Consider the following 12,324-nt stretch of genomic DNA (forward strand, 5'->3'; position numbering starts at 1 on the left):
CTTTACTCAAAGATAATGACTTACTTTCAATCGTTTTTAGAACTTTTAACTTAAAGGCTTCACTATAATTTTTGTTTTTTTGTATTGGTAAAAGACCTTCAATTCCAAATTCATGATAACACCTAATCCAATCTTTAAGGCTGGTTTTTCCTATGCCATTTTCTTTAGATATAGAAGTTATTGATTGATTTTTTTTTAAAACTTCATTTACACAGCGAAGTTTAAATTCATAACTGTACTTAACTTTTCTTTCCATAAAAATGCCCCCAAATAGTGTCTAACTTTTTGGGGGCAGTGTATAAAAAGGCAGCTTTTTTTTATACAAAAAAAAACTGCTCCAAAAAGGAAGCAGTTTTTAAATTAATTAAATCTAATTATACATTATACTTTACCGTTTTTTATTTCTTCCACGATTTCGGGATTCAATAAAGTTGAGGTGTCTCCAAAATTAGAGTAATCACCTTCAGCAATTTTACGCAATATTCGACGCATAATTTTTCCAGAACGTGTTTTAGGTAATCCAGATACAAATTGAATTTTATCTAATTTGGCGATAGGCCCAATTTGGTTAGAAATTTGTTGGTTAATTTCCTTGCTTAGATTTTCTCGGTCACGGTATTCCCCGGTTTCTTTTAGAATAACAAAACCATACAACGCGTTTCCTTTAATATCATGCGGAAATCCTACAATCGCCGACTCAGCAACTGCTGGATGTTCGTTGATAGCGTCTTCGATAGGAGCGGTTCCTAGATTATGACCAGAAACGATAACCACATCATCGACACGACCTGTGATTCTATAGTACCCTACTTCGTCACGTAAAGCTCCGTCACCAGTGAAATATTTGCCTGGAAAGGCCGAAAAATAAGTTTCTTTATACCTTTCATGATCGCCCCAGATGGTTCTGGCAATTCCTGGCCATGGGAATTTAATACACAAACTACCCACAACTTGATTGCCTTCTATTTCATTTCTTTTCTCATCCATTAATACGGGTTGGATTCCTGGTAATGGTAGCGTAGCATAAGTTGGTTTTGTTGGAGTAACAAAAGGTAGAGGCGAAATTAAAATACCTCCTGTTTCGGTTTGCCACCAGGTGTCAACTATTGGGCAACGTTTATTGCCGACATGGTCATTGTACCAGTGCCAAGCCTCTTCATTTATCGGTTCTCCTACCGAACCAATAACTTTTAAAGTGTCTAATTGGTATTTTTGTACATAGTCTAAACTCTCTTTTGCCAAAGCACGAATAGCAGTTGGTGCTGTATAGAATTGTGTTACTTTATGCTTAACAATAACTTCCCAAAAACGGCTGTAATCAGGATAAGAAGGGACACCTTCAAAAATTACTGTGGTAGCTCCGTTTAATAAAGGTCCATAAAGAATATAAGAATGTCCAGTTATCCAACCGATATCGGCAGTACACCAGAAAATATCATTGTCTTCATAACTAAATACATTTTTAAAAGTGTAAGCAGCATAAACCATGTATCCAGCTGTGGTATGGACCATTCCCTTTGGTTTTCCTGTAGAACCAGAAGTATAAAGTATAAACAATGGATCTTCAGCATCCATGATTTCGGCAGTGTTATTGTCTGACGCTGCATCTAGAAGAGGTTGCAACCATTGGTCACGTCCTTCTTGCATGTTTACTGCGCTGTTAGTTCTTTTTACTACCAAAACAGCAGTAACACAAGGAGTGTCCGCTAACGCTTCGTCAATAATTCCTTTTAAATCAATGGTTTTGTTTCCGCGATATCCACCGTCTGAGGTAATGATCATTTTACAATCACTATCATTAATTCTAGCAGCCACCGCTGAGGCTGAAAATCCAGCGAAAACTACAGAATGAACGGCTCCAATTCTAGCACATGCCAAAGTAGTAATGGCGAGTTCTGGAATCATAGGTAAATAGATGCAAACGCGATCTCCTTTTTGCACTCCTTGTTCGCGCAATACGTTTGCCATTTTACAAACACGTTCGTGCAATTCAGTATATGAAATATGTAATGCTTCTTCCGAAGGATCGTTTGGTTCAAAAATAATCGCAGTCTTATCTCCTTTTTTGGCAAGGTGTCTGTCGATGCAGTTTTTAGTCATGTTTACTTTGGCATTGACAAACCATTTTATATCGGCTTCAGCCATATTAAAATCAACCACTTTTTCCCATTCTTGGTACCAAGTAAAGTTTTCGGAAGCAATTTTGTCCCAGAACTTTTTTGGCTCGCGCACTGATTTTTTGTAATCTTTAAAGTATTCTTCTAAATTATTAATTTTATAACGAGTCATAATCTATTGTATATATTTAGTTGTTTAGTGTGTTTTGATTGTTAAAAATACCAATTTCATTTTTTATTAAAACGGCCTCAATTTCAGCAATAATGCTTTCGTCATCTATTGTAGACGGTACTGTGTAATTAGCGCCGTCAGCTATGCTTTGCATGAGTTTTCGAAGAATTTTACCAGAACGTGTTTTGGGTAATCGATTTACGACAACCACGTTTCTCAAAGATGCAACAGCTCCTATTTTCTGGCGGACGATTTTTATAATTTCATGTTCTAATTGAAAATGCTCTATATCGTCGTTTAATTTTGTAACCACCAAAGCTAAGGGTATTTGTCCTTTTAAAGCGTCGTTTATTCCAATAACGGCACATTCTGCTACCGATTGATGTGAGGCAACTACCTCTTCCATTTCGGCAGTCGAAAGTCGATGTCCCGCAACATTGATCACGTCGTCAACTCTTCCGGTAATGTAAATATAATCGTCTTCATCTTTATATCCTCCATCACCAGAGAAATAATATCCAGGAAATTGTTCTAAATAGCCTGCATTAAACCTAGGTTGGTCATTCCATAAGCCCATTAGTGTTCCCGGAGGTAGCGGAAGTTTTACCACTACATACCCTTGTTGGTTTGCTTGTAATTCATTCCCTTCTTCATCAAATATTTTAATATCATAGCCGCAAACTGCTTTTCCTACAGAACCAGGTTTTACAGCTAAAACTTCGACTCCCATCATGTTTGCTATCATTGGCCATCCAGATTCGGTTTGCCACCAATGGTCAATTGCTGTAACGGGAATATGTTGGTTATACCATTCTAATGTCGCAAGATCGCAGCGTTCTCCGGCCAAAAATTGTGTTTTCAAAGAGCTTAAATCATATTGTTTTATGAAATCGCCATTAGGATCTTCTTTTTTAATGGCTCGAATAGCTGTTGGTGCCGTAAACATCGCATTTACTTTATGCTCGTCTATAATTCTCCAAAAAGTACTGGCATCTGGCGTTTTTATTGGTTTTCCTTCAAATATAATGCTGCTGCTTCTATTGATTAAAGGACCGTAAACGATAAAGCTATGGCCAACTACCCAACCCACATCTGATGCTGCCCAAAAAACATCTCCTTCTTTTATGTTGTAGATTTTTTGCATCGAAAATTTTAAAGCAACGGCACAACCGCCAGTGTCCCGAACGACTCCTTTTGGTTTTCCGGTTGTTCCTGAAGTGTACAAAACATATAATGGATGTGAAGCGTTTACCGGAACACAAGGTGTTTCTTCAGAGCCGTAAACTAAGGCATCATAATCTACATCATATTTTTTAAATGGAATTCTAGCTCCTAGTTTTCTATTGAACACGATTACTTTTTTTGGTTTGTGCAAAGCGAGAGTAATTGCTTCGTCTACTAATGGTTTGTAAGTAATTAAACGATCGACTTCTATCCCTGAAGAGGCAGTTATAATTAGTCGAGGTTTACAGTCGTCTATTCGAATCGCTAACTCATGTGGTGCAAAACCTCCAAAAACTACCGAATGGGTTACACCTATTCGAGCACATGCTAGCATTGCAAATGCTGCTTGCGGAATCATAGGCATGTAAATTACCGCTGTATGGCCTTTTTTTAATCCTAAAGATTGCATGCCGCCAGCGAGTTTTGCTACTTCAGTTTTTACCTCTAAAAACGTATATTTTTTAATGGTTTGTGTTACTGGAGAATCATAGATAAACGCTACTTGATCTCCATATCCATCTGCGATATGTTTGTCAAGTGCGAGATAACACATATTTAATTCTCCATCTTTATACCATAATGGATAACCATCCTCATCTTGAGACAAGATAATTTCAGGTTTATTAGACCATTCTATTGTATTTGCCTGTTCCTTCCAGAAATTTTCAGTCTGGGTGATGCTATTTGTGTAATATTCGTTGTAATTCATAATAGTGAAATCTTACTTATTGAATTAATTCTTGTACTTGCTCTACTAATTTTTTTATCGAAAAAGGCTTCGTTACATATAAATTTGCTCCTAGTGAAAGTCCTTTTTCAATGTCTTTCTCCTTGTTTTTTGCCGAGAGGAAAATGACTTTGCAATTTTGTAATCTAGCGTCATTTTTTATTTGTTCTAATGTGGCATATCCATCAACCATGGGCATCATCACATCGAGAATGATGACGTCAGGAAGTTGCTCGTTCATAATGTCTAATGCTTCTTGACCGTCACGTGCTATGAAAACTTCAAAATTATTTTTCTTGAAGGTATATTCCAGTGACATAACAATATTAGGTTCGTCATCTACAATTAAAATTTTTTTCATCTCTATTGATTTTCGGTTGTATTGTAATAAGGCAAAGTAAAAATAAATGTAGCGCCTTCTCCCTCGGTACTTTCTACCCAAATGGTTCCTTTATGGTGCTCTATAATTTGTCTGCAAATGGAAAGACCTAAGCCGCTTCCAATCGGTTTTTTTACGTTTTGATTCTTAGATTGATAGAATTTGTCAAATATGGGTTCAAATTCTTCCGCTTTTATCCCTTTGCCATTGTTTTGAATGTGCACTTCTAAATGGTTATCCTTTTCAATGACCGCTATATTTATTTTTCCATCGGTTGGCGCACAAAATTTGATGGCGTTTGATAATAAATTGTGAATAACTTGAATGATTCTTTCCTCATCATAAAATGCTTTTATTTCTTGTGGTGGCTCATTGAATACGACGCTAATCTTTTTGTTTTTTATTAATTGTCTGACGGAATCAATCGTGCTATTAATGGTTTTTGAAATGTCATTTTTTGACAAGTAGATTTTATGTTTGCCTGTTTTAAATTTTTCTAAATCCAGAATTTTATCAATCAAACGGTTCAGACGATCTGATTCGGATATAATACTTTTTAGAAATTGTTTTCGCAACTCATCTGGGATTTCGTCATGGTCATCATGCAGGATCTCAGTTGCCGCCCGAATTGCGGTAATTGGTGTTCGAAGTTCGTGACTAACGGTGTCTAGAAACTCGTCTTTTTGAAGATCTTTTTCAATCAACTCCTGATTTACGTGTTTTAGTTGGTCTGATAATTTTTTTAATTCATTAGAAGTATCAGTCAATTTTTTATTGATAATAATATTTTCTTTCGACTCTTCTAAAATACGCAATACTTCGGGAAGGCTAATTTCGTCTTCCTTAATTACGCTCGATATTAAAATTTTGGCGGAAGCCGTACCAATATGACCTGTCAATAAATTCTCGGCAAATTTTATAAAACGAGCATCGGCAGTGGTGATGTCTTTGTCGATGTTGTATTTTAAATTAAAAATATTCAAAGCACGAGTTGTTCTCTCTTCGCCCAAGAAACGGCGTAACACTTTTTGAATATCAGAGATATAAGCAATTCCTTTCCAAACAAATGCGTTCTCGTGATTGGTTATGTATTTATCAATATCCACAAACATTTCGGCATAGTTGCGCTCTCGATAATTACCGCTAAAACTTACCGATACGGCTAGGTAACTCATCGTATTTACCAGCATACTCCAAAAAAAAGCATGTTGGATAGGCTCTAAATAATCCAGTCCAAAAAGCTGGAAGGGCTTTAATAACTCAATTCCCCAAAGTCCTTCTTGAAGGAATGTGCTAGAAGAGGAGCTGATTCCTATGGCGTAAGGAAGTAATAAAGTGTAAAAACAAATAATAAAACCAAGAATAATTCCCGTTACCGCCCCTTTTTTAGATCCTCTTTTCCAAAATAGTGCCCCAAAAAAAGCAGGTGCTAATTGTGCAATGACAACAAATGAAACTAAGCCGATAGAAAATAAAGAATACTCTAAAATGAAATACCTGTAGATAAAATAGGCTAGAATAATCAATGAAAATATAGCGATTTTACGACTAGTTATGATTCGTTTGTTATTTTTTTTCTGCGAAGAATTCTCTAGTGAACCTACGAATCCATAAGGAATTAATAAGTTGTTACTGAGCATCGTAGACAATGATATTGATGAAACAATAATCATCGATATTGCCGCCGAAAACCCGCCAAGAAAAACTAAAACAGTCAACACATTGTTGTTGAAAAATTGTGGAATCAATAGGGAATAAGTGTCGGCGTTTAATCCCTTTCCTTCAAAAAGGATGTTGCCTCCCCAAGCTATTGGATAAACAAAAATATTGAAAAGGAATAAATACAGAGGGAAAAGCCAAATTGCTGTTCGAATATGTGTTTCCTTATTATTTTCGACAATTGCGGTATGAAATTGTCTTGGCAAAAGAAAAATGGCAAACATGGACAAAACGCAGAGAAAAAACCAGTTGATCCCTTCGGTTAATCCGCCAATGCTGTTCTTTTTATCGTAATGGTCCAGTAGTGCCGCTTTGGTGGAGATGTCGCTAAAACCGTCAAATACAAAATAGGTTACATAAACGCCAATGATAATAAAGAAGATTAATTTTAGAATCGACTCGATGGCAACTGCAGTGACAATTCCGCGTCTGTTTTCAGAGGCATCTACATATTTTGTTCCGTAATAGGATGCAAACAAAGCGAGAGCAATACAAACATAAGTAGTGGTGTCACTAAAAATATTAGAACTTGACTGGGTGTTTGTAACAATGTTAAAAGTGTCTGAAATTGATTTGAGTTGTAAGGCTATGTAGGGTAAAATACCAAAAACGCATAATAAGGTTACGACAGCTCCTAGAAATCGGCTGTTACCATATCTTAATGAGATGAAATCGGCGATACTAGATATTTTATTGACTCTTGATATTCGAATAATTCTCTTAAGAATGATGATCCATGTGGGGATAATAATAATGGGACCTAAATAAATAGTCAGGTAACTTAAACCTGAATGGGCAGCAACGCCAATACTTCCATAATAAGTCCATGCGGTACAATATACTGCTAGTGAAAAAGAATAGATATACGGATTTGTAGTCCATTTAGAATTACTTCTTTTTTCGGCCCAGTGCGCTATGTAAAAGAGTATCGACACATAGAGAACTAAAATTAATATAAGACCAATACTACTCATAATATTTTTTGATGATTATGTAAGAGATCACAATAGAAAAGAGCCATGCCGAAAAGATATACACATAGATAACTGGAAAGCCAAAAATAGCACTTGAACTGTCAAATAATAGCAATAGTGGAACATTCAATGCTAATAATAAAAGCATTGAGAGTATAACCAACTTTTGTTCGTGTCTTTTCTTCATAGTCCTAAAAATATACAATCTCTACATATAAATGTAAAGATTGTATAGTTTAAATTAATTTTTAAGCTTTTTATAAACGCTAGTGCGTTGCTTCGCCAGCGCCAGAAGGAATTCTAATATGCTCTACAATATCTTGAACATTTTGTGGAGGTTCAGGTGTGAAACTTTTAACTATAAATGCTACTACAAAGTTTACAACCATAGCAACGGTTCCAAAACCTTCAGGTGAAATTCCAAACCACCAGCTTTCTTTTAAACCAGCAACAGCATCTTTTCCGCCATCAAAAAGACCAAATTTGAATTTTAACATGTAGAAAAGCATTAGTAAAAGTCCAATAACCATACCGGCTATAGCACCTTCTTTATTCATTTTTTTGTCGAAAATTCCAAGGATAATCGCAGGGAAAAGCGAAGCAGCTGCTAATCCAAAAGCGAGTGCTACAACTGCGGCAACAAAACCAGGCGGATTAATACCGAAATAACCTGCAATGATTACAGCAACTGCTGCAGCTCCACGAGCAGCCCAAAGTTCTCCTTTTTCAGAAATATTCGGATTAATCATTTTTTTGATAATGTCATGAGAAACAGAAGCTGAGATTACTAGCAATAAACCAGCAGCAGTAGATAAAGCAGCTGCTAAGGCTCCAGCAGCAACTAAGGCTATAACCCAGTTAGGTAAGTTGGCAATTTCAGGATTAGCAAGAACCATGATGTCTTTATCAATAACCAGCTCACTACCTTTGTTTCCTTTTGCTTCTTGAGCTGCTAAAAATGCGGCGTCCTTTGACAGATCATTATAATATTGAATTTTACCATCTGCGTTTTTATCTTCAAATGTCAATAAGCCTGTTTTCTCCCATTTAGTAAACCAAGCAGGCATTGAAGAGTAGTCTTTATCGTTGACAGTCTCAATTAAGTTTGTTTTTGCAAAAACTGAAATTGCAGGTGCAGTAGTATATAAGATGGCGATTAAAACCAATGCATATCCAGCTGATTTCCTAGCGTCCTTTACTCTTTTAACGGTGAAGAAACGAACAATTACGTGTGGTAATCCTGCAGTTCCTACCATCAAAGCTAGTGTGATTGCAAAGACATCTATCATTGATTTTGTACCGTCAGTATAAACTGCAAATCCAAGATCTGTAGAAAGGCCGTTTAATTTGTCTAGTAAATACGTATCGCTTCCTATAACTGTTCCGCCCATTCCTAATTGTGGAACTGGGTTTCCTGTCATTTGTATCGAAATAAAGATAGCAGGTACCATGAAGGCGAATATTAATACACAATATTGTGCTACTTGGGTATAGGTGATTCCTTTCATTCCGCCAAGAGTGGCGTAAAACAAAACAATTACCATCCCTATAATAACCCCAGTATTAATGTCAACTTCTAAAAATTTTGAGAATACCAGACCTACACCGCGCATTTGTCCTGCTACGTAGGTAAAGGAAACAACTAGCGCACAAATGACAGCAACCGTTCTAGCGCTATTAGAATAATAACGCTCTCCAATGAAATCTGGCACAGTAAATTTTCCGAATTTTCGTAGGTAAGGAGCAAGTAAAAGCGCTAGTAAAACATATCCGCCGGTCCAGCCCATCAAATAAACGGCGCCATCATATCCATCAAAAGAGATGATTCCAGCCATAGATATAAAAGAAGCCGCACTCATCCAGTCTGCAGCGGTAGCCATACCGTTTGCCAAAGGAGATATTTCTCCACCGGCAACATAAAATTCTTTAGTAGTTGAAGCACGAGACCAGATTGCAATTCCAATATAAAGGGCAAATGTGACTCCAACAAGTATATAGGTCCAAGTTTGTAAATCCATGATTTTTTATTTTTTTATAGTTTTTAAATTATTCGTTGTAGCCGTATTTTTTGTCTAGTTTGTTCATTAAGTGAACATAAACAAATATCAGAATGACAAATACATAAATTGAACCTTGTTGCGCAAACCAGAAACCAAGTGGGAATCCACCTAATTTTATGGAGTCTAATGCTTGTTTGAAAAGGATTCCTGCTCCATAGGAAACAGCAAACCAAATGCTTAGTAATATTAGAAGGTATCTTAGGTTTTCCTTCCAATAGGCAGTGGCGTTATCTTGTTTATCGCTCATAATAGGTATGGTTAAAATGGTTAATAGTTTATAGGTAAATCATGGCTTGAAGCGTAATTGTATTTACGGCTTTGTTTGCACCATATTTTAAATTTTGATATTCTAATGTCAGTTTAGAATGGTGGCCGCTGAAAAAGGCATTTGCGCCAATACCAATTTGAGAAGCATTATCGTTTAAAGCATCTATCTGTCTTTCATCATAAGACAAATACGGTTGGAACTTAGTTTTTGATTTTCCTGGAATTACATAGCCAAGATGTCCATGTAGCATTGATCCAGTTTCATAAGTTGTTCCTAGTGTGTAGTCTTTTCCATAATCGTTATTTTGGTATAAGGCATAAGCAGTAAGAGCAGCACCTTGTGTTCCTACTGGTACATCATAAAAAGCATCAAGTCCAAAAATAGTTACGTTTTCTCCGCTTAGATTTCCGCCAGCATCAGCAATTACAGTTCCATTTGGATGCGAAAAGAAACCGGCTCCAATATTGAATACTTTTTTTGTTCCCAAATAAGTTCCTACTTTATAAGGTAAAAAGTTACTTTCTGAATCTAAAAATCCATATTCAAAATAACCGGAGTACGTTCTTCCAGCCTCTTTTGAGCCTAATAATCTCTTGCCAGTATAAGTTGCTGGACCATTGTTTGTAGGTGTTGCAGTTGCTTGTAGATTAGTAGTCGCTGCTCCGTTTATCGAAACACGATATTGAAGTTTCCCAAAAGTTCCTTTGGCATACACTCCAATGTGTCTTGCAAATTGATCCGATAAACCTAAAGTAGCCCACGCTTGTCTTTGGTTGTCCAATGTGAGCAGGTTTAAAGTACTTTGATTGTTTAGTCTAGAGATTCCGTTCCAGTAATGTAATCCTCCACCCACTGCATTGTCTTTTCCAAGGCTGTATTGAGCCCAAACATCGTGCAGAAATAATTGGGAACCAGCTCCTTGTCCAGTTGGACTCATTGTATCTGAGTTTAGACTATTAATTCCAAAATGAGTTAAGATCAAAAAATCTTTGTTAATTTGCGCATACATCAATACGCGAGCTCTTCTTACGCTGAAATCTAAATCAGCTTGTTCATTGCCGTTAGCGTCTAGTGGGCGGTCTGAATTGTATTGTCCCCAAATTTGTGCCCATGATAGTACTCTAAGATACTTTGAGCCGTCCTCATTTAAGTCAAATTTCATCCCGGCACCATAATCAGGGGAGCCTTGCGAAAAGCCTTTTAAAGATAAGAGCAGGACTACTGCAATTAAATACACTTTTTTCATAATTTTTATTAGGTTGGTTAGGCGAAATGGTTAATTTCTAGACCGCCAAAGTCTAATTTTTTGTTAAGAAAAAAAATTAAGATATATATAAGTGTAAAACACTATAGTTAATCCTTAAATCGCTCCCATTTTATAAGCATAAACTTATCTCCTAACTCAGTTATGATCAGGCCAGCACCCGATAGTAAATCTTTGTTTTTGATGTATTCTACTAATTCTAAGTGATTAAAGATCTTGTATGTAGGATGATAGTTAGCGTGAGACGGTTTTTTTATATTAAATGACTTTACCCAGTTGCTAATAGTAACGTGGGACACCCCAATAATACGCTCAATTTCGCGATAACTTAATCCTTCTAAGTAGAGTTGTAAAGCTTTGGTAACGTAATAATCATCTATCTTTTTTCCAATTTTATTGACTGTAAAAAAGTATTTGCATTTTTTGCATAAATACCTTTGTTTATTGTTGATTACACCGCTTTTTATGATGTCATTTCCTTGGCATTTTGGACAGGCTAAAATCTCCATGTATATAAATTTTGCATAAATATAGTAAATTAGCAATTATAGTTGGTTGCTTGTGCGAATAAAATAGTTTTTTATGCATAGAATTTAGAAAATCACAATTTAATAGCATTTTTTTTGTGATTTAAAAAGCGGTATCAACAGAGTGAGTTTTAATTAAGTATTTACGTTGTAAACCTATAAATAGGATTGTAAATAGATGATGATCAGTTAAATTGATTATTATTTTAAAAAATCACACTAAATTTGAATAGCCGTCGTGTGCTTTGTAGTTGATGATTAATAAGTACTATTTTCTGGCTATTTTTTTGAAAACAATTTAAAAACAAGAGTTATGAAAAAAGTAAGTGTTATTTGGATTATGGTCATGGCTTGTGCGATAACTACGGCACCTATGTTTGGGCAATCTCGATCAAAGAAAAACGAGATTATCGCAGACAGTAAGAAAGCTAAGGTGGAGTTCATTAAGGTTGACCCTCTTTTGAAAGGCCTTTTTGATAAAGTATTTGGTTATGTTATCTTTCTAATGTGGGCAAGGCGGGATTTGGTATAGGAGGAGCGGCTGGGAATGGAGCAGTCTATGAAAATGATAAATTGGTGGGTTTTTCAAAGCTTTCACAACTGAGTTTAGGTTTTCAGGCGGGAGCACAAGCCTATCGAGAAGTGATATTTTTTGAATCAAAAAAGGATATGGAGCGATTTAAAAATAGCCAATTGGAATTTGCTGCTCAGGTTTCGGCGGTAGCTGTAACAGCTGGCTCTTCGGCAAATGTGAAGTATGCCGAAGGTGTGATGGTATTTACCATGCAAAAAGGCGGGCTAATGTATGAGGCGTCAGTGGGAGGACAAAATTTTAAGTTTAATGGATTGTAGGATTCTTTTCGAATTCAATTTGAAAATGATAGACTATGAGA

The 12,324-nt window shown here is 36.1% G+C and carries 11 protein-coding genes; 2 read left to right on the forward strand and 9 right to left on the reverse strand.

Features of this window, described 5'->3' with window-relative positions; genetic code table 11:
* The 9 genes from E0F98_RS11770 to E0F98_RS11815 form a co-directional block, all read right to left on the reverse strand.
* On the reverse strand, positions 1-256 hold a 256-nt coding region (locus E0F98_RS11770; RefSeq protein ID WP_132109309.1), incomplete at its 3' end, for a helix-turn-helix domain-containing protein.
* Between the two features lie 125 nt (positions 257-381).
* On the reverse strand, positions 382-2,289 hold the full coding sequence (acs, locus tag E0F98_RS11775) for an acetate--CoA ligase (protein WP_132111688.1): 1,908 nt from the start codon (positions 2,287-2,289) through the stop codon (positions 382-384).
* Between the two features lie 16 nt (positions 2,290-2,305).
* Positions 2,306-4,222 (reverse strand): AMP-binding protein, encoded by a 1,917-nt coding sequence (locus tag E0F98_RS11780; protein ID WP_132111690.1) that lies wholly within the window; start codon positions 4,220-4,222, stop codon positions 2,306-2,308.
* 16 nt (positions 4,223-4,238) lie between these two features.
* On the reverse strand, positions 4,239-4,601 hold the full coding sequence (locus E0F98_RS11785) for a response regulator transcription factor (protein WP_132111692.1): 363 nt from the start codon (positions 4,599-4,601) through the stop codon (positions 4,239-4,241).
* A gap of 2 nt (positions 4,602-4,603) precedes the next feature.
* Positions 4,604-7,312, reverse strand: a complete 2,709-nt coding sequence (locus E0F98_RS11790; RefSeq protein ID WP_132111694.1) for an ATP-binding protein — start codon at positions 7,310-7,312, stop codon at positions 4,604-4,606.
* A gap of 266 nt (positions 7,313-7,578) precedes the next feature.
* Positions 7,579-9,330, reverse strand: a complete 1,752-nt coding sequence (locus E0F98_RS11800) for a sodium:solute symporter family protein (protein WP_132111698.1) — start codon at positions 9,328-9,330, stop codon at positions 7,579-7,581.
* Between the two features lie 28 nt (positions 9,331-9,358).
* Positions 9,359-9,619, reverse strand: coding sequence for a DUF4212 domain-containing protein (locus E0F98_RS11805; protein ID WP_132111700.1), 261 nt, complete (start codon positions 9,617-9,619; stop codon positions 9,359-9,361).
* A 28-nt stretch (positions 9,620-9,647) separates the two neighbouring features.
* Positions 9,648-10,886 (reverse strand): hypothetical protein, encoded by a 1,239-nt coding sequence (locus E0F98_RS11810; protein ID WP_132111702.1) that lies wholly within the window; start codon positions 10,884-10,886, stop codon positions 9,648-9,650.
* A gap of 107 nt (positions 10,887-10,993) precedes the next feature.
* Positions 10,994-11,413: an IS1/IS1595 family N-terminal zinc-binding domain-containing protein gene (locus tag E0F98_RS11815; RefSeq protein ID WP_132111704.1), complete on the reverse strand. Its 420-nt coding sequence runs from the start codon at positions 11,411-11,413 to the stop codon at positions 10,994-10,996.
* Between the two features lie 331 nt (positions 11,414-11,744).
* On the opposite strand from E0F98_RS11815, the gene E0F98_RS16200 reads away from it, so the two are divergent.
* On the forward strand, positions 11,745-11,963 hold the full coding sequence (locus E0F98_RS16200) for a hypothetical protein (protein ID WP_243699238.1): 219 nt from the start codon (positions 11,745-11,747) through the stop codon (positions 11,961-11,963).
* Positions 11,939-12,283 carry a YSC84-related protein gene (locus E0F98_RS16205; protein ID WP_243699239.1) on the forward strand — a complete coding sequence of 115 codons (345 nt, stop codon included), beginning with the start codon at positions 11,939-11,941 and terminating at the stop codon, positions 12,281-12,283. Before E0F98_RS16200 ends, E0F98_RS16205 begins: the two co-directional genes overlap by 25 nt.
* Positions 12,284-12,324 lie beyond the last annotated feature (41 nt).

The sequence above is a fragment of the Flavobacterium hiemivividum genome (genome assembly GCF_004349145.1).
Lineage (GTDB): Bacteria > Bacteroidota > Bacteroidia > Flavobacteriales > Flavobacteriaceae > Flavobacterium > Flavobacterium hiemivividum.

Excerpts from the sequence above, each read along its gene's own strand:
- E0F98_RS11815 (WP_132111704.1), bottom strand. The coding sequence starts at position 11,413 with ATGGAGATTTTAGCCTGTCCAAAATGCCAAGGAAATGACATCATAAAA.
- E0F98_RS11800 (WP_132111698.1), bottom strand. The coding sequence starts at position 9,330 with ATGGATTTACAAACTTGGACCTATATACTTGTTGGAGTCACATTTGCC.
- E0F98_RS16200 (WP_243699238.1), top strand. The coding sequence starts at position 11,745 with ATGAAAAAAGTAAGTGTTATTTGGATTATGGTCATGGCTTGTGCGATA.
- E0F98_RS11805 (WP_132111700.1), bottom strand. The coding sequence starts at position 9,619 with ATGAGCGATAAACAAGATAACGCCACTGCCTATTGGAAGGAAAACCTA.
- E0F98_RS11790 (WP_132111694.1), bottom strand. The coding sequence starts at position 7,312 with ATGAGTAGTATTGGTCTTATATTAATTTTAGTTCTCTATGTGTCGATA.
- E0F98_RS11785 (WP_132111692.1), bottom strand. The coding sequence starts at position 4,601 with ATGAAAAAAATTTTAATTGTAGATGACGAACCTAATATTGTTATGTCA.
- E0F98_RS11780 (WP_132111690.1), bottom strand. The coding sequence starts at position 4,222 with ATGAATTACAACGAATATTACACAAATAGCATCACCCAGACTGAAAAT.
- E0F98_RS11810 (WP_132111702.1), bottom strand. The coding sequence starts at position 10,886 with ATGAAAAAAGTGTATTTAATTGCAGTAGTCCTGCTCTTATCTTTAAAA.
- acs (WP_132111688.1), bottom strand. The coding sequence starts at position 2,289 with ATGACTCGTTATAAAATTAATAATTTAGAAGAATACTTTAAAGATTAC.